18 protein-coding genes, 1 tRNA gene and 6 pseudogenes are annotated in these 22,747 nt (G+C 57.7%); 19 read left to right on the top strand and 6 right to left on the bottom strand.

Annotated elements, in window-relative coordinates; genetic code table 11:
- The first annotated feature begins 28 nt into the window (after positions 1–28).
- The 4 genes from PSQ19_RS04500 (at position 29) to PSQ19_RS04485 (ending at position 3,110) form a co-directional block, all read left to right on the top strand.
- A complete protein-coding gene (locus PSQ19_RS04500; protein WP_282219784.1) occupies positions 29–457 on the top strand; it encodes a hypothetical protein in 429 nt (142 codons plus the stop codon).
- A complete protein-coding gene (gene gatA, locus PSQ19_RS04495) occupies positions 454–1,938 on the top strand; it encodes an Asp-tRNA(Asn)/Glu-tRNA(Gln) amidotransferase subunit GatA (RefSeq protein WP_282219783.1) in 1,485 nt (494 codons plus the stop codon). The genes PSQ19_RS04500 and gatA overlap by 4 nt, the downstream gene beginning before the upstream one ends.
- Positions 1,932–2,693 (top strand): pentapeptide repeat-containing protein, encoded by a 762-nt coding sequence (locus tag PSQ19_RS04490; protein ID WP_282219782.1) that lies wholly within the window; start codon positions 1,932–1,934, stop codon positions 2,691–2,693. Before gatA ends, PSQ19_RS04490 begins: the two co-directional genes overlap by 7 nt.
- Before the next feature lie 99 nt (positions 2,694–2,792).
- A complete protein-coding gene (locus PSQ19_RS04485) occupies positions 2,793–3,110 on the top strand; it encodes a hypothetical protein (protein ID WP_282219781.1) in 318 nt (105 codons plus the stop codon).
- On the opposite strand, the gene PSQ19_RS04480 is transcribed toward PSQ19_RS04485, so the two are convergent.
- Complete coding sequence (locus PSQ19_RS04480; RefSeq protein ID WP_282219780.1) at positions 3,107–3,769, bottom strand: DUF998 domain-containing protein; 663 nt, start codon at positions 3,767–3,769, stop codon at positions 3,107–3,109. The two genes, PSQ19_RS04485 and PSQ19_RS04480, sit on opposite strands and share 4 nt — an antisense overlap.
- 65 nt (positions 3,770–3,834) lie before the next feature.
- Entirely contained in the window at positions 3,835–4,092 is a 258-nt protein-coding gene (locus PSQ19_RS04475) for a YjhX family toxin (RefSeq protein ID WP_282219779.1), read from the bottom strand.
- Positions 4,093–4,382: 290 nt separating this feature from the next.
- On the opposite strand from PSQ19_RS04475, the gene PSQ19_RS04470 reads away from it, so the two are divergent.
- The 5 genes and pseudogenes from PSQ19_RS04470 to PSQ19_RS04450 all read left to right on the top strand — a co-directional run bounded on the left by PSQ19_RS04470 (position 4,383) and on the right by PSQ19_RS04450 (position 7,548).
- Entirely contained in the window at positions 4,383–4,706 is a 324-nt protein-coding gene (locus tag PSQ19_RS04470; RefSeq protein WP_282219778.1) for a chorismate mutase, read from the top strand.
- An 11-nt stretch (positions 4,707–4,717) separates the two neighbouring features.
- A complete protein-coding gene (locus tag PSQ19_RS04465; protein ID WP_282219777.1) occupies positions 4,718–5,227 on the top strand; it encodes a GNAT family N-acetyltransferase in 510 nt (169 codons plus the stop codon).
- Positions 5,224–5,580, top strand: a complete 357-nt coding sequence (locus PSQ19_RS04460; RefSeq protein ID WP_282219776.1) for a GNAT family N-acetyltransferase — start codon at positions 5,224–5,226, stop codon at positions 5,578–5,580. The genes PSQ19_RS04465 and PSQ19_RS04460 overlap by 4 nt, the downstream gene beginning before the upstream one ends.
- Positions 5,581–5,748: 168 nt before the next feature.
- A pseudogene (gene gatB, locus PSQ19_RS04455) lies at positions 5,749–7,252 on the top strand (Asp-tRNA(Asn)/Glu-tRNA(Gln) amidotransferase subunit GatB).
- Between the two features lie 2 nt (positions 7,253–7,254).
- Positions 7,255–7,548, top strand: a complete 294-nt coding sequence (locus PSQ19_RS04450; protein WP_282219775.1) for a DUF1330 domain-containing protein — start codon at positions 7,255–7,257, stop codon at positions 7,546–7,548.
- Between the two features lie 27 nt (positions 7,549–7,575).
- On the opposite strand, the gene PSQ19_RS04445 is transcribed toward PSQ19_RS04450, so the two are convergent.
- Positions 7,576–8,466 carry a DMT family transporter gene (locus tag PSQ19_RS04445; protein ID WP_282219774.1) on the bottom strand — a complete coding sequence of 297 codons (891 nt, stop codon included), beginning with the start codon at positions 8,464–8,466 and terminating at the stop codon, positions 7,576–7,578.
- A gap of 181 nt (positions 8,467–8,647) precedes the next feature.
- On the opposite strand from PSQ19_RS04445, the gene coaD reads away from it, so the two are divergent.
- The 7 genes and pseudogenes from coaD to map all read left to right on the top strand — a co-directional run bounded on the left by coaD (position 8,648) and on the right by map (position 14,969).
- A complete protein-coding gene (gene coaD, locus PSQ19_RS04440) occupies positions 8,648–9,136 on the top strand; it encodes a pantetheine-phosphate adenylyltransferase (RefSeq protein ID WP_282219773.1) in 489 nt (162 codons plus the stop codon).
- The gene (locus PSQ19_RS04435; protein ID WP_282219772.1) at positions 9,133–9,714 is read left to right on the top strand and encodes a peptidylprolyl isomerase; all 582 of its coding nucleotides are present in this window, start codon (positions 9,133–9,135) and stop codon (positions 9,712–9,714) included. Before coaD ends, PSQ19_RS04435 begins: the two co-directional genes overlap by 4 nt.
- Positions 9,715–9,756: 42 nt before the next feature.
- Complete coding sequence (locus PSQ19_RS04430; protein WP_282219771.1) at positions 9,757–10,236, top strand: peptidylprolyl isomerase; 480 nt, start codon at positions 9,757–9,759, stop codon at positions 10,234–10,236.
- Between the two features lie 85 nt (positions 10,237–10,321).
- Positions 10,322–11,405 (top strand): annotated as a pseudogene (gene queA / locus PSQ19_RS04425) (tRNA preQ1(34) S-adenosylmethionine ribosyltransferase-isomerase QueA).
- Positions 11,402–12,530, top strand: a pseudogene (gene tgt / locus PSQ19_RS04420) (tRNA guanosine(34) transglycosylase Tgt). The pseudogenes queA and tgt overlap by 4 nt, the downstream one beginning before the upstream one ends.
- Positions 12,531–12,564: 34 nt before the next feature.
- Positions 12,565–14,214 (top strand): glucose-6-phosphate isomerase, encoded by a 1,650-nt coding sequence (pgi, locus tag PSQ19_RS04415; protein WP_282219770.1) that lies wholly within the window; start codon positions 12,565–12,567, stop codon positions 14,212–14,214.
- Positions 14,211–14,969, top strand: coding sequence for a type I methionyl aminopeptidase (gene map / locus PSQ19_RS04410; RefSeq protein ID WP_282219769.1), 759 nt, complete (start codon positions 14,211–14,213; stop codon positions 14,967–14,969). Before pgi ends, map begins: the two co-directional genes overlap by 4 nt.
- A gap of 156 nt (positions 14,970–15,125) precedes the next feature.
- Here map and PSQ19_RS04405 read toward each other — a convergent pair whose 3' ends face one another.
- The gene (locus tag PSQ19_RS04405; RefSeq protein WP_282219768.1) at positions 15,126–15,806 is read right to left on the bottom strand and encodes an outer membrane protein; all 681 of its coding nucleotides are present in this window, start codon (positions 15,804–15,806) and stop codon (positions 15,126–15,128) included.
- Between the two features lie 250 nt (positions 15,807–16,056).
- On the opposite strand from PSQ19_RS04405, the gene PSQ19_RS04400 reads away from it, so the two are divergent.
- Positions 16,057–16,131: transfer RNA gene (locus tag PSQ19_RS04400), tRNA-Lys, on the top strand.
- A 33-nt stretch (positions 16,132–16,164) separates the two neighbouring features.
- Here PSQ19_RS04400 and PSQ19_RS04395 read toward each other — a convergent pair.
- Positions 16,165–16,935, bottom strand: coding sequence for a hypothetical protein (locus PSQ19_RS04395; protein ID WP_282219767.1), 771 nt, complete (start codon positions 16,933–16,935; stop codon positions 16,165–16,167).
- Between the two features lie 132 nt (positions 16,936–17,067).
- On the opposite strand from PSQ19_RS04395, the pseudogene glmU reads away from it, so the two are divergent.
- Both glmU and glmS read left to right on the top strand, forming a co-directional pair.
- Positions 17,068–18,427, top strand: a pseudogene (glmU, locus tag PSQ19_RS04390) (bifunctional UDP-N-acetylglucosamine diphosphorylase/glucosamine-1-phosphate N-acetyltransferase GlmU).
- 3 nt (positions 18,428–18,430) lie between these two features.
- A pseudogene (gene glmS, locus PSQ19_RS04385) lies at positions 18,431–20,259 on the top strand (glutamine--fructose-6-phosphate transaminase (isomerizing)).
- A gap of 335 nt (positions 20,260–20,594) precedes the next feature.
- On the opposite strand, the pseudogene recG reads toward glmS, so the two are convergent.
- A pseudogene (recG, locus tag PSQ19_RS04380) lies at positions 20,595–22,704 on the bottom strand (ATP-dependent DNA helicase RecG).
- Positions 22,705–22,747 lie beyond the last annotated feature (43 nt).

Below are 22,747 nucleotides of genomic sequence, written 5' to 3'. Positions count from 1 at the left end.
GCCTGTCGGCGGTTTGGTATTAGCACTGTTGCCAGGGGTTGCATGGGCGCAGACCGATCCGGTGGCGCAGGATCGGCTCTATGCCAGCGATCCGGCGGCGTGTTCGCTATTGGAGAGCAAAGGCGTTGCGGCGTTTGAGGAGATGGATTTTACCACGCTGAGTTTTATCCAGGGCATTCAGTCTCTGGATTTTCACTGTAGTTTTTTCGATATCAAGACCAAGCCCGGTAATGCGTTTACGCTGGTTTCGACCGTGTGTGAGACGCCGGGCGAAAACTATCCCGACATGCTGGCCATTGGCCGGTACAATGATGACACCATTCAAGTGACGTCCATGTCCGATTCCATGTTTGCCCAATTGGGCGGCGCGGACCCGGGCGAGGCGGAGGCCAACCCGCTGCCGCCAGGCGTCACACTTTATCACCGCTGCGAAAATCTGAGCGAGTTACCCCGTTGAGCGAATTGAACAAGCTAAGCATTGCTGCCGCCCGCAAGGGTCTTTTGGACAAGCAATTTTCCGCTACCGAACTGACCAGCAGCTATCTCGATGCCATTGGTGCGGCCAATCCATCGCTGAACGCCTATGTCGCGGTGACGGGTGATCAGGCATTGGAGATGGCCAAGGCCAGTGATGCCAAACTGGCGGCGGGCGCGGCGGGGCCGCTTGAAGGTATACCGCTAGGGGTCAAGGACCTATTTGCGACCAAGGGCGTGCATACGCAGGCGGCCAGCCATATTCTGGATGGGTTCACGCCCGAGTATGAATCGAGTGTCACCGCCAATCTGTGGCGCGATGGCGCGCTGATGCTGGGTAAGCTCAACATGGACGAGTTTGCCATGGGCTCCTCTAACGAGACGTCGTATTATGGACCGGTTGTGAGCCCCTTCCGGGCGGAGGGCTCGAATGCCAATCTGGTGCCCGGCGGGTCGTCGGGTGGTTCGGCAGCGGCGGTTTCGGCGTGGCTTTGTGCCGGGGCGACGGCCACCGACACTGGTGGTTCGATCCGCCAACCCGCGGCCTTTACCGGCACGGTGGGGATGAAACCGACCTATGGGCGCTGTTCGCGCTGGGGCACGGTGGCGTTTGCCTCCTCGCTGGATCAGGCGGGCCCGATAGCGCGCTCCGTAGAAGATGCGGCGCTGATGATGATGTCAATGTCCGGATTTGATCCAAAAGATTCGACGAGCGTTGATATTGCGGTGCCCGATTTCGCGGCAGCGGTCGAACGTGGGGTCAAGGGGCTGACCATCGGGGTGCCACGCGAATATCGCATGGATGGCATGCCCGACGAGATCGAGACACTGTGGCAGCAGGGGATAGAGTGGCTGAAGGCCGAGGGCGCGACGTTCAAGGACATTTCCCTGCCGCACACTAAATATGCCTTGCCGGCCTATTATATCGTCGCACCGGCCGAGGCATCGTCCAATCTGGCGCGCTACGATGGGGTGAAATACGGGCTCAGGGTGTCGGGTAAGGACATCACCGACATGTATGAATTGACGCGGGCCGCCGGATTTGGCCGTGAGGTCAAGCGTCGCATCATGATTGGCACCTATGTGCTGTCGGCGGGCTATTATGATGCCTATTATTTGCAGGCGCAAAAGGTTCGCACGCTGATCAAGCGGGATTTTGAGGAAGCGTTCAATGCCGGGGTGGATACGATCCTGACACCGGCGACGCCGTCGGCGGCGTTTGGGATTGGCGACGAAGCCATGGCTGCTGATCCGGTCAAAATGTATCTCAATGACGTTTTCACCGTAACGGTCAATATGGCCGGGTTGCCGGGCATTGCTGTGCCCGCTGGTAAGGATGGCAAAGGGTTGCCGCTGGGGTTGCAACTGATCGGCAAGCCGTTTGACGAAGAGACATTGTTTGCCGCAGGCCGGGTTATCGAGCGCAGCGCAGCGATGGATTTTTCGCCCAAAGCCTGGTGGTAGTCGCCCAGGAGACATTTGACGCGGCGGTTCGCGCCGGTGATTTTGTCGAGGGGCATGACCTGTCAGCAATTGACTGGCGTGACCTGCCGTCCGGCGATGTCCGCGTGCGCAATTGCACGCTGGTGGCGGGCGATCTGTTGCAGGCCGAACTCAACGAGGCAGTCTTTGAAGCGGTCAGCTTTACCGATTGCCGGTTCGGTGGCGCGGACCTGAACAATGCCCGCTTCGCCCAGTGCAGCTTTTTTGATAGCGAGCGTCGGTTGGGCTGCGATTTTGCCGATGCGCAAATGCGCGGTGCCAGTTTTGCCGACTGTAATCTGTCGATGAGCCGGTTTGCCGGGGCCAATTTGCACGCCGTGCATATGCAGGGGTGCAAGGCATCCGGCGCCGATTTCGAGGATGCCAGCTTTACCCGCAAGAGCGGTCGCTCGGTGGCGGTTTTCGGCAAATTCAACGATTGCTCGCTCGACTATGCCAATTTCGCGCGGGTCTGCGTTGACGACTGTGATTTTGATGGCTCCAGCCTTCGGCAGGCTGATTTCAAGCGTTGCAGTATGGTGGGTACCAGTCTGCAGCGGGCTGATCTGACCGGGGCAATTCTGGATCAGGCGCGACTGGACAATGCCGATTTGCGCGGTGCGGTGCTGAGCGGTTTTGATGTGACGGCACTCGAAGGTTTTGCCGGGATCAAACTCAACGAATCTCAGTTGGGTGCGATAGTTGGGGCGTTGGGGATCCGGGTATTTCCAGGTTGAGATAGTGGCGTAAACTTGATTGCGGTGGCCATGAACGCTATGTGCGGCGCAATCTTATTGTGGGCAAATTGAATTGCCCCGAGAATTCAGGTGCATTGAATGGCGACAGATATTTTCACCACCCTCGATTGGTCAGAACCGCCAAAGGACATGTCCAAGCCGCTGCAGGCACTGTGGTGGCTGAAAAAGGGCAGTCTGCGGGTCGGACCCGAATGGGAACTGGCGCACAATATCGTGCAGTCAATGGAGGGCGTGCAGGCGTTTGACTGGGTACACGCCCTGATGCACTGGATCGAAGCGGACATGGGCAACGCCGATTACTGGTACCGTCGGTCTGGCAAGAAGCGCGCTACGGCAAGCGTTTCTGCGGAATGGGACCATATTGCCATGGCGTTGAGCGGCACGACCAGGCACTAGGCTGGTGCAGTGGCGCGGGTGTTCTCGGGCCGGAAGTGGCCAAGCAGAATCATGGCGCCAGTGGCCATGTACCACAGCGTGTTTGGCCAGGCGGCGACGCGTTCCATGACGCCGCGACCCAGGCCAAGATAGATCTCGCTGCCGTAAAGCACAGTGGCGATGGCACAGATGAGGCCGGTGGCAATCGAATAGAGCGCGTAGCCCGGGCGAATTTTCCGGGTCACGATGCCCATGACAATAAAGCCAAATGCGCCGACCAGCAGGGCGAATGTCGCACCAAGAGCGTGAATCGGCTGATTGACGTTAAAGGGGAATATCCCGGCGACGAACGCGCCATCGCCACCCAGTGCCAGCAGCCAGAGGCCCGCCAGCGTGAGGCGCGCGCGCGGCCAGATGCTGCGCGTTGCCCATGTGCCGAGTACGACCAATATGCCATTTACTGCCAAGCCCATGTTGAAGACGAGGTTAAGCGGGGAGCAGACATATTCGATGCCGTCGGGGGCGGGATTTGGAACCCCGCATATGGTTGCACCCAGCAGGCTTATATCATTGGGGATCACCGAGAATTCGGGCCAGTAGGCCTGCGCCAGAAACTGGGCAAGGAAAAACTCGATGGTCAAAAGCCAGATTATTGCGCCGGTGCGAACTGATATGTGCATTGAAGCGGTCCCTCTGGCTTAAATCTAGCTGGTGAACAAGATGTCCACCAGCCACTAGATCGCCGTTAGCGATTGTCGACCTGGCTGCGCACCAGTTCGAGACCGCGTCTTGTGATCCGATAGGGGTTGCCGTTCGCTGATGCGATGGCTTTTTTTGCCTTGAGTTTTCTGAATAGGCGCAGGTCGCAATTGTACATCAACCACCCCTCTCGGTTGAAAAACTCGAGCCCTATGGGCTTGCCTTTTTGGTCTTTGAGCAGCGCAATTCGGCCGCCCTGAGCGAGGGCGTGCAGCACCCGCTGTTCGTCTCTGGATATATCCATTGGAAAAAATGCCCAAGTGTGGCGGGGTGGGGGCACCGGGCACCGACCGAACTCCGCGCAAACAAACTTAGACGCTGCCAGCAATCGCATGGGGCGTCCGGTTCGTTTAGACCCCGTCAACTATTGGACGGGGTATCGGCAGGGCTCAGACTGGTTAGACATCGGATTGGCTTTCGTTGCCGTGACAGGATAGGCGCCCACACGCGTTGCCGCCAGTATTTTGGTAAAAGATTTTGAAATTGACGCCGTGCCAGTGCAAGCTGGCAACACCAATGAACCGGACCTAGACCATGGATGATGTCGTGACAGCTGCCAAATTGCCCGCCAACTGCACAAGCAAGGACGATGTTCGGCTCGAAATCGACCGAATCGACCAAGCCTTGTTAAATTTGTTCGCGGAGCGGCATCGCTACGTCACGCGAATGGCGGAGATCAAGACTGATCCGCACGAGGCGCGCGACCCGGCGCGGATCGAATCCGTCATTGAACGTGTACGGGAGCGCAGTTTGGCCCTTGATCTTGACGAGGATCAGGCTGAACTTGTGTGGCGGACCCTGATCGACTGGAACATCAATTACGAGAAGGGGATTATCGCCGCGCGTCGCGCGAGATAGCGGAGGAATGCATGCAGGCCGTCAGCATCCGCAAAGCCGAGACCACCGATGCCTCGATCCTGATCGATATCGGATTTCAGGCATGGGAAACCAGTATCCTGCCGGTGCTGGATCCAGCACCCAATCTTCGCGAAGTCGAGATGCAGCGGCTGAAACAGGCGGTAAATGCTTCGCTTGATCGTATTATCGTCGCGGAGATGGAGGGCGAAGTGGTTGGGTGGTGTTCCCGACTGGCGGGGCGCGCCTACATTCCTTACCTCTTTGTGACGCCCGACATGCAAAGCCATGGTATTGGCTCAATGCTGTTGCGGCGCATGGAATCGATGATCGAATTGTCGGGTGCGGATCGGGTGCGGCTCGAGACACCAGCCGATAATGTTCGGGCGGTTCGGTTTTACGAAAAGCAGGGCTATCACATCATGTCGCGTCCCGCCGATCATCCGGCGCACCGGGCCTATTTGAGCATTTGGTTGGAAAAACCCCTGTCGCCATTTCTGGGGGCGATCGCGGACGACGAATGACGACGGCGAAATTTTTGCTTCGGTTGGCGGCGATTGATGATGCGTCGGTGCTGAGTACCATTGGCATTGATGCCTGGACAGCGAGCGCCTTTGCCGATTTTGATGACGGCCGAAGCGACAGGGATATGCTGGCGGATGCGTTTTTCCAGTTTTGTCGCGACTATGCTCATTTGATCACGGTGGCGTGGTGCGATGACCGAGCCTTGGGTTGGGGCGCACGCGAACATGATGATTTTCGAATTTCGGACCTATGGGTGACGCCATCGGCACAAAGACAGGGTGTTGGTGCGGCCTTGCTTGTGAAGCTGGAAAACGATATCGGCAAAGCCGGACACAGGTTCGCAGAGCCTTGAGACCTATGCTGGCAATTCTGGCGCGATCCGATTTTATCGCCGACAGGGGTATGAGATTGTCTGGCAAGGCCTTAAGCATTCGGACAGTTTGAACTACGCATTGGAAAAGGTGCGACTCGTAAGAGCCTTTGAATACGAGCCGCCGAATGACACAAGGTTTCCGGCACTATGAGCCTCATCGATACGCGCACGCCCAATCCCAAATATTTCATCGCCGGGGCAACAGGGGACTGGGAAATTGTCATCGGCATGGAAGTGCACGCGCAGGTGACCTCGGAGAGCAAGCTGTTTTCGGGCTCATCGACCGAATTTGGCAAAGCGCCCAATTCGAATGTTTCGTTCGTTGACTCCGCCATGCCGGGCATGCTGCCCACGATCAACGAGGAGTGCGTGCGCCAGGCCGTGCGCACCGGCCTGGGGCTGAAAGCCGTGATCAATAATCGGTCGGTTTTTGACCGCAAGAACTATTTTTATCCGGACCTGCCACAGGGTTATCAGATTTCCCAGTTCAAGGACCCGATTGTGGGCGAGGGCGAAGTTTTGCTCGATATGGGGGACGATGGCGAAATTGTAATCGGTATCGAGCGGCTGCATCTGGAGCAGGATGCGGGCAAATCCATTCACGACCAGCATCCCAATATGAGCCTTTGTCGATTTGAACCGCTCGGGTGTGGCGCTGATGGAAATTGTCAGCAAGCCAGATTTGCGCTCGGCGGACGAAGCCAAGGCCTATCTCGCCAAATTGCGGACGATCCTGCGCTATCTGGGTACCTGCGACGGCAATATGGAACAGGGCTCTATGCGCGCCGACGTCAATGTATCGGTGCGTGCGCCCGGCGGAGAATTTGGCACGCGCTGCGAAATCAAGAACGTGAATTCAGTGCGGTTCGCCGGGCAGGCGATTGAATATGAAGCGCGGCGCCAGATCGATATTTTGGAAGATGGCGGCACGATTGATCAAGAGACGCGGCTGTTCGATCCAAAGTTGGGTGAGACGCGCTCGATGCGGTCCAAGGAAGAAGCACATGACTACCGCTATTTTCCCGATCCCGATCTGCTGCCGCTGGAATTTGATGATGCGTTTGTTGCGGATCTGGCGGCGCATATCCCTGAACTACCCGATGAAAAGCGGGCGCGGTTTGTCAGCGAATATGGTGTGACGCCCTACGATGCGATGGTGTTGACGCTGGACCGCGACGCGGCCCATTTCTATGAAACCACGGTCAAGTTCGGCGACAAGGCGCGAGACGGCAAGGCGGTGGTCAATCTGATCATGGGGGATTTGTCGGCCTACGCGAACACGCAGCAGGTCAGTTTTGCCGAAACCCACGTGACGCCGAGCCAGATTGCAGGAATTGTTGATCTGATCGCCAATGACACGATTTCGACCAAGATCGCCAAGGATGTGCTGGCGATGATTCTCAGCGATGAAAAGGATGCGGATCCGGCTGAATTGGTGGAGCGCAAGGGCCTCAAGCAGGTAACTGATACCGGCGCGATTGAAGCGATTATTGATGAGATCATTGCCGCCAATCCGGATCAGGTTGCCAAGGTTTTGGCCAAGCCAACGATGGTGGGATGGTTTGTGGGGCAGGCGATGAAAGCCTCGGGCGGCAAGGCCAATCCCAAGGCGCTCAATGAGTTGATGAAAAAGAAGCTGGGGCTGAAATAGTCATGGCCAAGGGGTATTGGATCGTCAGCATAGATGTGTCGGATGCCGATGCCTATGGGGATTATCAGGCGTTTGTTCGGCCATTCCTTGCCGATAATAGTGGTCGCTTTGTCGTGCGCGGTGGTCAAAACGAAATTGTGGAGGGAACCGGTCGAGCCCGGCAGGTCGTCGTCGAGTTCCCAAGCTTTGAACAGGCGCGCGCCGCCTATTGGTCTGAGGCGTATCAGAGCGGGATGCAGAAACGTTTGGCGGCCAGTGTCGCCGATTTCGTTATTGTTGAAGGCTATGACGCTTAGGTTTGATCCTTCGGCAGCTCCCAATCATCAGGTGCTGGCGCGTTGCCAGCGTCGGACGATGCGGCCATCGATTAGCAGCAGACCAACAAAGATCGCGGCCATGCCCAGATAATGGGAAGGTTGCAGGGTTTCGCCAAGCAGGGTGACGCCGAGCAGAATGGCGACGACCGGTGCGATAAACGTATTGGAGGCGAAGTTGGTCGCGCCGATGCGGGGCAGCAACCGGTACATGATCTGAAACGCCAGCGCGGTAGAGATCAAGCCCAATGCCAGCCATGCGGCCCAGGTTTCGATGTGGGTGATGTGGGGAATGCCCTCGCCGACCAGGGCGACCGGCACGGCAGCGATGGAGGCACCGGTCAGCGCGATGGTGGCCAAAACCGTGGGTTCGACCGCCTTGAAGCTGCGGGCGACATTGAGGGTTATTGCATAAAGAATAGTGGCCATCAGGCACGCGGCAATGCCCCAAAGGCGCGTGGTGCCACCAGCCGACAGGGCTGGCCAGGCGATCAGCGCGGCACCGGCAAAGCCTGCCAGGACGCCAAAGCTCTTGTTGGTGCTGGCTTTTTCGCCGCCGGGCCAGAAATTTGAAACAATCACAGTCATGATCGGGGTGAGGGCATTGATGATGGCGGTCAGGCCACTGGGGATGACCTGTTGGCCCAAGGGAAAGAGCGTGAAGGGGATGGCATAACTGAAAACGCCTAGAAGCATGAGTTTGCCGATCAGCGCCGGATCGCGGGGGACGGGCTTTTTCATGGCCATCAGCGCAAGCCAACTGGCAATTGCCGCAATGGAGACGCGTCCGGCGGATACCCAGATGGGGCCGAGTTCGCGAATGAGCACGGCGTTGAACAGAAACGAGCAACCCCAGATGCTGCCGATGAAAATAATGAGCAGCCAGTCGCGCACGGACATTGATTCTTCTCCGATTAGACGCGGCAGGCTATTCCTGTGGGATGGCCAGGTCGAACCGATTTTGACGATGGGTGGAATCAAAATGCGTGATGGCGATGGTCTGTTGTTCAAAATTGCCGGTTGGCTTGCCTATTCGGGTAACCCATGACAAAAACGCGCAACAGACGGGGGAGATCAAAAAATGGCCAAGCTGGTGGGATTTTACCCCGGTTCTTTCGATCCGGTGACCAATGGTCATCTGGACGTTGTTGAGCGTGCCTGCAAGCTGGTGGACAGGCTGGTGGTGGCGGTGGGCAGCAATGCGACCAAGCAGCCATTATTGGCGCATGAAAGCCGGCTGGCGCTTTTGGAACAGGTTTTGGCCCCTGTCGGCAAGCGTACAGATACCGAATTCAATATCGTGGAGTTCTCGGGACTGATGGTGCATGCGGCGCGCGATCATGGTGCCAAGCTGATTATTCGCGGATTGCGCGACACGACCGATTATAATTATGAAATGCAGATGGTTGGAATGAATGCGCAAATGGCGCCGGACCTGCAAACGGTCTTCCTGCCGTCCAGCCCGCATGTGCGGCACATCTCGGCCACATTGGTGCGTCAGATAGCACAAATGGGCGGCGACATTTCCGCCTTCGTTCCACAGATCGTACTCAAGGCTTTGAACCCATGACTGTATTTTCGTCCACGCGACGCTCGTTTATTGCCACCGTGGCATTTGCTGGTGCCGCAGTAGTTGCCAGTCTGTTTCCGGGTGCCGCGTTGGCGCAGACGCCGGCAGGCACACCGCACATGATGTTGCAGCTTGAGGCTGGTACCGTTGATATCGAACTTGAACCAAGCCTCGCCCCGAACCATGTCGCCCAGATCGTCGCGCTGACCGAGCAGGGTTTTTATGACGGAATCGTATTCCATCGCGTTATTGAAGGATTTATGGCCCAGACGGGCGATCCGACCGGTACCGGCATGGGCGGCTCCGACCTACCGGACCTGAAGGCCGAGTTCACCAGTGAGCCATTCGTGCGCGGCACGGTAGGCATGGCGCGTTCGCAGGATCCTAATAGCGCCAATTCTCAGTTTTTCATCATGTATGACGATGGCAGCTTTCTGAACGGGCAATATACCGTGTTTGGCAAGGTGGTTAGCGGCATGGAATTCGTTGATGGGCTGAAAAAAGGTTCGAAAGAAGAGAACGGCACGGTTGCAAATCCCGACAAGATCGTGAAAGCAACCATTGAATACCGCGAGTAGCAGCGCTACCTGCATTTTCACAAACAACAGGAAGTGAGCCTCATGGCCGATTACGCCGATCCCGAAAACACCCTCGTCATTGAAACGTCGCAGGGCAATGTGGTTATTGCCATGCGCCCCGACCTCGCGCCAAACCATGTTGCGCATATCAAGAAGCTGGCGCGCGAAGGTTTTTACGACGGCATCGTATTTCATCGCGTGATCGAGGGCTTTATGGCGCAAACCGGTTGCCCGCAGGGTCGCGGAACCGGTGGTTCGAAATATCCTGACCTGAAGCAGGAATTCAACGCCGAGCCCCATGTGCGCGGCACGGCTTCGATGGCCCGTTCATCCAATCCAGACAGCGCCAATTCGCAGTTCTTCATCTGCTTTGATGATGCGCCATTCCTCAACAAGCAATATACGGTTTGGGGCAAGGTCATTGAAGGCATGGACAATGTCGACAAGATCAAGCGCGGCGAGCCGGTGCAGAACCCCGACAATATGGTTTCGGTAAAGGTGGCTGCCGACATCGCTGCCTAAGACCAACGCCAGATTAGCGTACGGCGGCGTAGGTTTTGCCTGCGCCGCCGAAATTGTAGTGTTCGACCAAAATATCGATGAACCGATGCGCGTTTCCGATTTTGATTTCGACCTGCCTGAGAAACTGATCGCGCTGCACCCGGCAGAACCGCGCGACAGTGCACGACTATTGGTGGTCGATCCTGATCATGGCCTGTCGGATCGACGCGTGCCTGACCTGACGTGGCTGATCAAGGCCGGCGACGTCCTGGTGATCAATGATACGCGCGTGTTGCCGGCGGAGCCTGAAAGGGCAGCGGATTCGCGGCGACAAGCGGGCCAATGTGTCGTTCAATCTGCACAAGAGGGTGGATGCGCACACTTGGCGAGCGTTCGCACGTCCGGCCAAGCGTCTGGCGCTACTCGACGGCTTGGCGCTCGGCAATGGCGAAGTTGAGGCCCTAACCGCGCGGGTTGCCGGAAAAGGGGACACGGGTGAAGTTACGCTTGAGTTTGATCTGGGTGGGGCGGAACTCGATGAAGCAATCAAGGCGCATGGCGCGATGCCGCTGCCGCCCTATATCGGGGCCAAGCGTAGTGCCGAGGAGCGCGACAAAACCGACTATCAAACCGTTTATGCGACAACCGATGGCGCGGTGGCGGCGCCAACGGCAGGATTGCACTTTACCGACAGATTGCTCAACGCGTTGCAAGACAAGGGTGTGGTCATCGAGCGGGTGACGCTGCACGTTGGGGCGGGCACTTTTCTGCCGATGAAGGTGGATGACACGCGTGATCATGTCATGCATTCGGAATGGGGCGAGATCGACGCCAACACGGTGGCGCGCATCGTGGCGGCGCGAGAGGCTGGTCACCGGGTGATTGCGGTGGGCACAACAAGTCTGCGGCTGCTGGAAGCGGCATCTCGGGCGACCGGGACGCTGCGGCCCTTTAGCGGTGATACCGACATTTTCATTACGCCAGGCTTTCGTTTTCGGACAGTCGATGCGCTGATGACCAATTTCCATTTGCCCAAATCCACCCTGTTCATGCTGGTTTCAGCATTTTCGGGAATGGGATTGATGCGCGAAGCCTACGAGCATGCCATTAACGATGGCTACCGCTTCTATTCCTATGGCGACTCATCCCTGCTATTGCGGGCGGAACAGCCAGAACCAGAAGACGAATGAAACAAGTCAGCTTTAGCCTAACCGCCACCGACGGCGCCGCCCGACGGGGGCATATCGATACGCCGCGCGGCGATATTCAAACCCCCGCTTTCATGCCCGTTGGCACGGCGGGTACTGTCAAGGCGATGTATCCCGAGCAAGTACGCGCCACCGGTGCCGATATTGTGCTGGGCAACACCTATCATTTGATGCTGCGGCCGGGTGCGGAACGGGTGGCCGGTCTTGGCGGCCTGCACACTTTCATGGATTGGGAACGGCCGATCCTGACAGATAGTGGCGGCTTTCAGGTCATGTCGTTGAGCCAGTTGCGCAAGCTGACCGAACATGGCGTGAATTTCAAATCCCATATTGATGGTTCCTCGCACGAATTGACGCCGGAGCGATCCGTCGAAATTCAAACGCTGCTCGACAGCGATATCATCATGCAGGCTCGACGAATGCATTTCGCTGCCGGCGGAGCGCAAGGAAATCGAGCGGGCGATGGAATTGTCGCTGCGCTGGGCGGATCGATCCAAAACGGCGTTCAACAATCAGCCGAACCGGGCGCTGTTCGGCATTGTCCAGGGTGGCGACGATGCAGCGTTACGAGGGCGGTCTGCCGAGGGGCTCAAATCCATCGGGTTTGATGGCTATGCAGTGGGCGGACTGGCAGTGGGCGAACCGCAAGAGGTGATGTTCCGTGTGCTAGACGAGATTGTGCCCGAATTACCGGCTGGTCGACCGCATTATCTGATGGGCGTTGGCAAGCCGGACGATATTTTGGGGGCGATAGGGCGCGGCATCGATATGTTTGACTGCGTGCATCCGACACGTGCCGGGCGGCACGGGCATGTCTATTCGCGGTTCGGTGTTATCAATATGAAAAATGCCCGGCACAAGGACGATCACCGGCCAATTGACGAGGCATCGCCGAACAGCAATTGTCGACGCTTCTCCCGCGCCTATCTTCACCATCTGGTGCGGACCGAAGAAATTCTGGGCGCGATGATCCTGTCGCAGATCAATCTGGCCTATTATCAGGAACTGGTGCAGGACGCGCGCGCTGCCATCGAACGCGGCGGCTTTGCCGATTTTACCGCGCAGACACGAGCGGCGTGGGCTGCGGGCGACCTGGCGCCCCTCTAACTATTCGAACCTCGGACAAATAAGGGTTTTGGACATGGCCAAATTCGGACGCAAGGCTGCCTTTGCAGCGCTGACCAAGCATAAGAAACGGTTGGAAGATCAACCGATGCGGGTGCAGTTTGCGCTCGATCCCAACCGGTTCAAACGCTATTCGGCGCAGGCAGGCGATATTCTTCTCGATTATTCGAAAAATCGGATCGATGAAGACGCGATGGCGGCTCTGTTTGAACTGGCGCGAGCCGCTGATGTCGAAGGGCATCGTACAGCAATGTGCGAGGGCGAGCATATCAATGTTACCGAAGATCGCGCCGTCATGCATATGGCGTTGCGCTATCAGGGCGATCACCCGATCCCGGTGGATGGTGAGGATGTGGTGCCCGCGGTACGCGGTGTGTTGGCGCACATGAAAGCGTTCACCGATGCGGTACGCAATGGGGATATTCGCGGCCATTCTGGTGAGCAATTCACCGATATCGTCAATATAGGTATCGGCGGTTCTGATCTCGGTCCGGCGATGGTGACGCTGGCGCTGGCCCCCTATGGGCGCGCAGATTTGCGGGCACACTATGTGTCCAATGTTGATGGAGCGCATATTCATGACACGCTCAAGGGTCTTGATCCGGCTCGCACCATGTTTGTTATCGCCTCCAAGACTTTCACCACCGACGAGACGATGACTAACGCCGCATCGGCACGGGCGTGGTTGACGAATGCCTTGGGTGATCAGGCAGTGAATGATCATTTTTCCGCCGTTTCGACCAATCTCGACGCAACGGGTAAATTCGGCATTCGGGCGGACCGGATATTTGGTTTCTGGGACTGGGTCGGTGGCCGTTATTCGGTCTGGTCGGCAATTGGCTTGCCGATTGCGCTGGCGGTCGGATTTGACAATTTCGAGAAACTGCTCAAGGGCGCCGACGCCATGGACCGGCATTTTTTGAGCGAACCGCTTGAAAAGAATTTGCCTATGATCATGGCTGTTTTGGGCGTCTGGTATCGCAATGTGTGGGGTTTTTCTACTCACGCGGTATTGCCTTATGACCAGCGTCTGTCGCGCTTTGCGGCTTATTTGCAGCAGCAGGACATGGAATCGAACGGCAAGTCGGTAACATTATCGGGCAAGCCCGTAGCTTGGGCGACCGGGCCAATTGTCTGGGGCGAGCCAGGCACCAACGGGCAGCATGCGTTTTATCAACTGATCCATCAGGGCACCGACGTTATTCCGCTGGATTTCCTGATTGCCGCGCAGCCGCACGAATCTCTGCCGCCGCATCACGACAAGCTGGTGGCCAACGTACTGGCGCAGTCCGAAGCGCTGATGCTGGGCAAGTCCATCGAAGAAGTAGTGGAAGAACTCAAAGGGCAGGGGCTGTCCAAAAGCGACATCAAGGATTTGGCGCCGCACAAGGTGTTTCCTGGCAATCGGCCATCGAACACGCTGTTTTACAGGCAACTAACGCCAGAAACGCTGGGCAGTCTGATCGCGCTATATGAGCACAAGGTCTTTGTGCAGGGCGTGATCTGGAACGTCAATTCGTTCGACCAATGGGGTGTTGAGTTGGGTAAGCAGTTAGCCAAGGCACTGGTCCCCAAGGTTGAGGGCAATGCGTCGGCGGAGGGGCATGACAGTTCCACCCAAGGATTGTTGGGCTATTACCTGGCCAATAAGGACCAGCAGGGTTGATCGTTACGAGCGACGAGCAGCTTGAAAAGCTCAAAACCATTGGTGGCATCTGCGCCGTGGTGCTCAGCAAGATGGCCGAGGCGATGCGCCCCGGCATGACGACGGCTGAACTTGACGATCTGGGCCGAATATTGCTTGAACAGGCGGGGGCACAGTCGGCGCCGCAGCTGACCTATGAATTTCCCGGTGCGACGTGCATCTCCATCAATGAGGAAATTGCCCACGGTATTCCGGGAGACCGGGTGATCGGGCCGGGTGATCTGATCAATATAGACGTATCGGCGGCCAAAGATGGTTTTTTCGCCGACATGGGCGCGTCGTTCGTGGTGCCACCCCAGGATGCGGTGCTGATGCGGCTCTGTCGGGATGGGCGCAAGGCGATGTGGGCTGGAATTCGCGCGGTTGCACCGAAGGCGCCTTTGGCCAATATCGGCAAGGCCATCGGAAAATTTGCCAAGAAGGGCGGTTATACGCTGATCACCAATCTGGCCAGCCATGGTGTTGGTGAAAGCCTGCATGATGAACCGGGTGAAATTCCGACATGGCCTGATCGGTCGGAACGACGCAAGATCGTTGAAGGATTAGTTTTTACAATCGAGCCATTCCTGTCGCTGGGTGGGAAATATGCGCGCGATAGTGACCTGGATGATGGCTGGACGCTGGTTAGCGACCCAAAGGCGCCGTGTGTGCAATATGAGCACACAATCGTGGCGACCCGGCGCGGGCCGGTGATTGTGACTGTACCCAACGGTTGATGCGGCGCGGGCGGGATAAGGGCTCGGCTACCTATGCGTTGGTCAGGCAGGGAAATCGGAAAAACCGACCTGTTCCCTTTGCCGCCATGTCCGATTGACGCGCGCCGCATCGCTTAAACAATATCGATAGGAGCGATTGGGTTCCCCAAAGGCATCCTAAAAGTGGAAGTTTGCTCCCAGGCGAATGGCACCGAAGCGGAAATTAGCGTCGGTGGGTGTGCCCGTACCGCTGAAATAGGTCTGGGTGCCAAGGTCGGTGTAGTCGTATTCGAGCTTGATGCTGACTTGCTCGGTTGCGGCATATTCAACGCCGGCACCGGCAGTCCAACCGGAATGCGTTTGCGACTGGGAGAACGTGCCCCCAAGCTGGGAATAGCTGCCGGTGCCGCGCCCAATGGCGTAGCCGGCCGTTACAAAGGGCATGAACTGATTGTAGGCAAAGCCGGCGCGAGCGCGGGCGGTACCGTAATAATCAAGGCCGAACGGCTCGTTGGCGAGGCCGGCAACAGTCTGGGTGTGGTTGATGTTGGTGAATTGGCCGTCGATTTCGCCGCCCAGGATGAAGCCGCCAAGGCTGAAATTGAACCCGGCCTGGGCCCCGCCGTCAAAGCCGCGAAGATCATTTTGCTGGGTCGTGCCTGCGGCTGTGGATGTGACGGTGCCAAAACCGTAGCCGAGGTGGCCACCGGCGTAAAAGCCGTCCCAGCTATAGGCGGAGCCGCCATAGGCGACGTTGGATGAGGGGTCTACCCAGCCGCCATCCTGCGCCAGTGCCGCGGTCGAAAAAATGGCGAAGGAGGCGCCGCAAAGAAGCGTCGCTGAGAGAAATTTTTGCATGGGATCGTCTCGTTGCTGGTGAAAATATTATCGCAAGCGCACGAGGCGATGTCCAAGCACATGGCGTGGCACGGCTAATCATGGGTAAACATTGAATTGATGTATTAGGGGCGGATTAACTATGCATGGCGCGTGATCGACGCCAAAAAAATGACAATTGGGCGGGGACGGCATGCATTTGCTGCGATATTGCGGTTGACAGAACAAGGCCAGTGGCTATGTTCCGCCGCGACGCCACGAGCGTCTGCGTGTGCCGGTAGCTCAGTGGTAGAGCATTCGACTTTTAATCGAATGGTCGAGGGTTCGACCCCCTCCCGGCATACCATTTTTTCCAAGCAGATACGGTCTGATTGGCGGCCTAAAGCGGCGTGCCCGAAAAGGGTACAGGCATACAGGCAATTGAGATGCGTTCGAGGCGCGAACACAGCGCGGTTGCCTCCGACATCTGTGTTATCGGCCCGACAATGATGCGCTTATTGTCGGTATTGACCTGATCGGCAAGCAAGGGGCCGAGCCCGAACAATAATGGCCCAAGCTTGATCGATAAATCTTCCCACTCCGCCTGCGCCTGCGAAAAAGGCACGCTGCGGCCAATGGCAATGCCGAAGGCGTTTTCATCGGGGGTGACGACAGGTGCGTCGAGCGGGGCGGGTATGGGTTGTTTGGTTGTCGCGTTCAGTGTTTCGAGCGGTTGCTGGCGGATTGTTACCGAGCCACCGTCGGCGCCATAGGACAGGGATTCGCCGTCCTTGATGGCGCCGGTCAAGGAAGATCGATCAATCTGGGCCGTCGGAGGCAGGGCCTCAAGTAGTTTTGGCAGGGTGACTTCGAGCGAGCCAACGCGGCGGGTGACTTCGTTATTGGCCTGTTCCTGCAGGGAAAAGCGGGTTACCAGGGTATTGTTTTCGCGGCGCAAGCGCGTGGCCTCATTGCGCAGGTCGCCGACCTGGGTGCGCAATTGTTCAAGATTAGCGCCCTGCAGGCGGGTCGCGTGCAGCCCGGACAGAATGTCGGCGGGCAGAATGGCGGAAATGTTGGCACTCATGACGGCCAGGCCACAACAAGCCAATGCCACAATTCCCCATATGGTGATGTCGGATTGCTGAAATTGTGCGGATGCTTTAGCCAATGCCGGACTCCGTGGCAGCCAATCGAATCATTGCGTAAAGTGATGATAGCATTGCCGAGACGTTAGCGGTTCGCCAACGGATGCGTGCGATATATTTGCGCAATGATTTTTGCTGCAACCGGAGAAGTGACCATGACAGACTTGCTGTCGATTATTCTTGCTGCTGGTGAAGGCACGCGGATGCGATCAGCAACAACCAAAGTATTGCACCCGGTCGGTGGCATGCCGATCATCGGACATGTGGCGCGGGCAGCGCGCCGCGCCGGATCGAACCGCATTGCCATGGTTACCGGCCCCCGGCACCAATCCATCCGAGACATTGTCGGCGCACAGGATCCAGATATTCAGTTCTTTGAGCAGGGCGAGGCCAAGGGCACCGGTCATGCGGCGGCGATGGCACGCGAGGCGTTTGCCGACGCAAAGGGCTATATCGCAATTGTTTATGGCGATCATCCGCTGCTACGGGGCGAAAATTTTCGGGTTGTGCTGGACCGACTCGACGCGGGTCTCGATGTTGCCATTCTTGGATTTGAGCCAAAAGACCCGACCGGATATGGGCGGTTTATCACCGAGGGCGAGCGATTGCTGGCCATTCGGGAGCATAAGGATGCCAGCGAGAACGAACGGGCGATAGGCTTGTGCAACGCTTGTATTTTGGCGTTTCGTGCCGAGGTTTTTCGCGACCTGATCGACAAGCTGGGCAATGATAACGCGCAAGGTGAATTTTACCTGACCGATATTGTTGGGCTGGCCAACGAGGCGGGACACAAGGTTGGTTATGGTGTAGCGCCGGAAAACGATGTGATGGGCGTCAATGACCGGGCGCAACTGGCGCGGGCGGAAGCGTTGTTCCAGGAGGTGCGGCGCGAGGACTTCATGAAAGCGGGGGTGACGCTGCGTGATCCGGGCACCGTCTATTTTTCCTATGACACCGAGATTGCACCAGACGCTGTCATCGAACCCAATGTTGTGTTCGGCCCCGGTGTGGTGATCGACGAAGGCGCGACTATTCATGCATTTTGTCATATCGAGGGCGCGCACATTGGGCCGAGGGCCTCGGTGGGGCCATTCGCACGGCTGCGGCCGGCGGCTAATTTGGGGGCGGGCGCCAAGGTGGGCAATTTTGTCGAGGTCAAGAAGGCCGACATTGGCGAGGGGACAAAGATCAGCCATTTGAGCCTATGTCGGAGACGCCAGCGTTGGCGCTAATGTCAATATTGGCGCTGGGGTCATCACCGTGAACTATGATGGTTACAATAAGGCACAGACGGTAATTGGCGCCAATGCCTTTATTGGCTCCAACGTGTCGCTGGTGGCGCCGGTGACCATTGGCGATGGGGCATTGGTCGCCTGCGGCAGCGTGATCACCGAAAATGTGGAAGCCGACGCGCTGGCGTTGGGCCGGTCGCGCCAGACCAATAAATCGGGGCGGGGCAAGGCGGTATTTGAGCGGGCAGCAGCACTGAAGGCCAGCAAGACCGAGGGGAAATAGACAATGTGCGGTATTGTTGGAATTGTCGGCAACGGGCCGGTTGCCGACAGGCTGGTCGATGCGTTGCGGCGCCTGGAATATCGCGGCTATGACAGCGCCGGGATCGCTACACTGGACGGCGGCGCAATTGGTCGCCTCCGGGCGGAGGGCAAGCTGGGCAATCTGTCACAAAAGCTGGCAGGCGCGCCTTTATTGGGACGGATCGGGATAGGCCACACACGCTGGGCGACCCATGGCGCACCGACCGAGCAGAACGCTCATCCCCACGCCACTGAACGCGTTGCGATTGTTCACAATGGCATTATTGAAAATTTCAGACAGCTTCTCGAAAATCTTGCCAAGGACGGTTACACGCCCACGACACAGACCGACACGGAGTCGGTGGCGCTATGGGTGACGCGTGAGCCTGGATCGAGGCGCTACGCCTGAACAGGCGGTCGCCAATACACTCAAGCAGTTGCGCGGGGCGTTTGCGCTGGCCTTCATGTTCAAGGGGGACGAGAATTTATTGATTGCTGCGCGTAGCGGTGCACCGTTGGCCATTGGTTATGGCAGGGGTGAAATGTATCTAGGGTCGGACGCGATGGCGCTGGCCCCGTTTACAGCGCAATTGGCCTATCTCGAGGATGGCGACTGGGCGGTGATCACGCCAACAAGTGTGGTCATACGTGATGGCAATGACAGGGTGGTCGAGCGGGCGCAGCAATTGTCGCAGGTGTCGGCGTTGCTGGTTGATCGGGGCAACCACCGCCATTTCATGGCCAAGGAAATCTATGAGCAGCCCGAAACCATCTCGCATACGCTGAGCCACTATGTGGATATGGGCGCGGAAAAGGTCTCGATCCGCGAGGCGTTACCGTTCGATTTTGCCACATTGACCCGGTTGACCATCAGCGCCTGTGGCACTGCCTATTTTGCCGGCGCGGTGGCGAAATACTGGTTTGAACGCTATGCGCGCCTGCCGGTGGACATCGATGTGGCGTCCGAATTTCGTTACCGTGAGCCGCCGATGGAAAAAGGCGGATTGTCGTTGTTCATATCGCAATCGGGCGAGACTGCCGACACATTGGCGGCGCTACGCTATTGCGCCGGGCAAGGCCACCATGTGGCGGCGCTGGTCAATACGCGGGAATCAACCATTGCGCGCGAGTCCGATGTGGTGTTTCCGATCCTGTGCGGACCCGAAATCGGGGTGGCGTCGACCAAAGCATTGTCGGCACAATTGACGGCGTTGGCGAGCCTTGTCATTGCCGCGGGGCGGGCGCGCGGCGTGCTGAGCGCGGAACAGGAAACGGCATTGGTTCGGGCGCTGATATCGGTGCCCAATGCCGTCTCACAGGCATTGGGCGAGGAAGATCGGGTCGTCGAGATCGCTAAAAAACTCTCCAAGGCCAAGGACGTGCTTTACCTCGGGCGTGGGGTGATGTTTCCCATTGCCATGGAGGGAGCACTCAAGCTCAAGGAAATTTCCTATATACACGCTGAAGGCTATGCAGCGGGTGAGTCTCAAGCATGGGCCGATTGCGCTGGTTGATGAGGCGATGCCGGTTATCGTTGTGGCGCCATCGGACGAGTTGGTCGACAAGACCCTCTCCAACATGCAGGAAGTTGCGGCGCGTGGCGGCAAGATCATTTTGATCACGGACGCGGCGGGTGCGGCGACAGTGGGACAGGGCGTTGCCGAGACCATATTGATTCCGCAGATTTCGAGTTTTGTGGCACCGATTCTGGCGCTGATACCGGTGCAATTGCTGGCTTATCATACGGCGGTGGCGATGGGTACGGACGTTGATCAGCCGCGCAACCTGGCCAAGTCGGTGACGGTTGAATAGGTGGCGATGTACTGGCATCCAAAGTTTTTCGTGCTCGTATTGGGGTTGCTGGCAGCCATATTCTGGCTACTTTCGAGCGCCGCATCATTCTCAGGACTGCTCGTCAAACTGGACATCGGGGAGCCTAGTCCGGGAAACGAAGGGCTCTTCCGGTTGTCGACTGATGGCAACGAGGGTGGTTCGGTAGTGGTCAACGGGATGAAAGTTCCGTCCTTCGTACAATTTGACAGGTATCAAAGGACCGTTTTTCGTCGAAATGCTGTTGCTTCGGTTCTCAACGGCTTTGGTGCTCTATTTGCATGTATCGCCGCGTACATTGCATTCGGTGTGCCGGATTAGCCCGCGCGAATGAGCGGGATGGCTAGGTCTTTGCGGAAGACATAGAGCAGGGTGCGCAGGGCGTCGCCTTCCGGACCGGTCAAGCCCGGATTGTTGGCGAGGGCCGCTTTGGCGTCGTCATGGGCATAATCGATCAGGTGGCGATGAACATCGGGGACGGCGAGGCGATAGCCGGGCATGCCGGACTGACGGGTGCCCAACACATCGCCCTGACCACGTAACTCCAGGTCGCGTTCGGCGATTATAAAGCCGTCCTCGGTCGATTTAATGGTTTCGAGCCGGGCTTTTGCCGTTTCGCTCAACGGCTCCTTGTACAGCAGCAGGCAGGCCGAGCGGATGGCGCCGCGCCCGACACGGCCACGCAATTGGTGCAATTGAGCCAGACCGAACCGTTCAGCGTGTTCGATAATCATGATGGAGGCGTTGGGCACATCGACGCCCACCTCAATGACCGTTGTGGCGACCAACAGCTTTATGTCTTTGGCGAGGAATTTTTGCATGACGGCCTGTTTGGTGGCGGCGCTCATGCGGCCGTGGACCAAAGCGACCTGATCGCCAAAGGCCTTTTGCAGATCGGCAAACCGGTCTTCGGCAGACACGATCTCGAGATGTTCGCTTTCCTCAACCAAAGGACAGACCCAGAAGGCCTGCGCACCGTCGTTCAGGCGCGCACGCAGGCGATCCACGACGCGGGAATAGTCGGCGGCGGATACGACGGCTGTATCGATTGGTTGGCGACCCTTGGGTTTTTCGCGCAGGGTGCTGACTGCCATATCGCCAAAATGGGTGAGGACGAGGGTTCGCGGGATCGGGGTTGCGGTCATAACCAGCAAATCGGTATGGTGGCCTTTTTCGGACAAAGCGAGACGCTGATGGACGCCAAATCTATGTTGTTCGTCAACGACATTGAGGCCCAGATTGTCAAATTCAACGCCGGACTGGAATAACGCATGGGTGCCGACGGCGATGGTGGTTTTACCATTGGCGAGGCCCGCCAAAATGGTGCGACGCTCGGCGGCTCCCATCTTGCCGGTCAACAGCGCAATGCCGATGCCGGCGGCATCGCAAAGCGGCTTTAGCGTCCGAAAATGCTGGGTCGCCAAAATTTCGGTCGGGGACATCAGGGCGGATTGGGCACCACTCTCGGCCATCGCGGCCATGGCCATGAGGGCGACGACGGTTTTGCCCGAACCAACATCGCCTTGCAGCAGTCTCGACATGCGGTCTGGCGAGGCGAGGTCGGCGCGTATTTCTTCGATTGCAGCAAGCTGACCCTCGGTAAGGGCGAATGGCAGCGTGGCGGTGAGCCGGTCGGTTATCTCCCTGGTAAATGTTCGGGACACACCGCGCGCGGCGATCATCGAGGAGCGGATCAATTGAAGTGTCAGCTGTCCGGCGAAATATTCGTCATAGGCCAGGCGCATGCGGGCCGGACCCCAAAGTTCAGCATCGGCGGGAGTGTTGGGGGTATGAACGGCGCGCATGGCAGTTGAGAAATCGGGCCAATCGAAATTGGCGATGGTGGCTGGGGGCACCCATTCTGGTAGTGGGGGCACGGTCTCGACCACCTGACGCACCAGCTTTGACAGGGCTTTGGAGCCTGAGGCCGTTGGTGAGCGGGTATACCGGTTCAACCAGAGGCAGCGTGGCAAGTTTGTCCGGCTCGACAATATAGTCGGGATGGGTGATCTGCTTCTCGCCATTGAAGAAGCCGATCTGGCCGGAAACGTACCGCTCTTCGCCGACCGGCAGGGATTTTTCGACCCAGCCGCCGTGGGCGCGGAAAAATACCAGCTGGATTTCGCCGGTTTCATCGTGGGCAAAGACGCGATGGGGCACATATTGGCGATTGCGCGGGGCGGGCTGGTGGCGGTCGATGTGTAGTTTGAGCGTTACGATCTGGCCCAGGAATGCGTCGGCGATGCCAACCTGGCGGCTGCGATCAACAACGCTGGCAGGCATGTGCATCAATATATCGAGTGCAATAGCTTCCTGACCATCGGGCGCGCCAAAGAAGCGGCTGAGCAGCGATGCCAGCTTGTCGCCAACACCTTTTATGGTGTGGAGCGAACGAAACAACGGGTCCAAGGCAGTCGGGCGAGACACGATTCGGGGCTTCCTTTTGAGCCGACAGGCTAGCGGGGAGAAG

Source organism: Devosia algicola (assembly GCF_028816455.1).
Classification (GTDB): Bacteria; Pseudomonadota; Alphaproteobacteria; order Rhizobiales; family Devosiaceae; genus Devosia; species Devosia algicola.
Note: the sequence above shows the minus strand (reverse complement) of the source record. Positions and strands in the feature narration are given on the sequence as shown.

Coding starts and splice junctions, on each gene's coding strand:
- PSQ19_RS04485 (WP_282219781.1), top strand. CDS start 2,793: ATGGCGACAGATATTTTCACCACCCTCGATTGGTCAGAACCGCCAAAG.
- PSQ19_RS04475 (WP_282219779.1), bottom strand. CDS start 4,092: ATGGATATATCCAGAGACGAACAGCGGGTGCTGCACGCCCTCGCTCAG.
- PSQ19_RS04470 (WP_282219778.1), top strand. CDS start 4,383: ATGGATGATGTCGTGACAGCTGCCAAATTGCCCGCCAACTGCACAAGC.
- PSQ19_RS04445 (WP_282219774.1), bottom strand. CDS start 8,466: ATGTCCGTGCGCGACTGGCTGCTCATTATTTTCATCGGCAGCATCTGG.
- PSQ19_RS04465 (WP_282219777.1), top strand. CDS start 4,718: ATGCAGGCCGTCAGCATCCGCAAAGCCGAGACCACCGATGCCTCGATC.
- PSQ19_RS04405 (WP_282219768.1), bottom strand. CDS start 15,806: ATGCAAAAATTTCTCTCAGCGACGCTTCTTTGCGGCGCCTCCTTCGCC.
- coaD (WP_282219773.1), top strand. CDS start 8,648: ATGGCCAAGCTGGTGGGATTTTACCCCGGTTCTTTCGATCCGGTGACC.
- pgi (WP_282219770.1), top strand. CDS start 12,565: ATGGCCAAATTCGGACGCAAGGCTGCCTTTGCAGCGCTGACCAAGCAT.
- PSQ19_RS04480 (WP_282219780.1), bottom strand. CDS start 3,769: ATGCACATATCAGTTCGCACCGGCGCAATAATCTGGCTTTTGACCATC.
- PSQ19_RS04460 (WP_282219776.1), top strand. CDS start 5,224: ATGACGACGGCGAAATTTTTGCTTCGGTTGGCGGCGATTGATGATGCG.
- PSQ19_RS04430 (WP_282219771.1), top strand. CDS start 9,757: ATGGCCGATTACGCCGATCCCGAAAACACCCTCGTCATTGAAACGTCG.
- PSQ19_RS04450 (WP_282219775.1), top strand. CDS start 7,255: ATGGCCAAGGGGTATTGGATCGTCAGCATAGATGTGTCGGATGCCGAT.
- PSQ19_RS04435 (WP_282219772.1), top strand. CDS start 9,133: ATGACTGTATTTTCGTCCACGCGACGCTCGTTTATTGCCACCGTGGCA.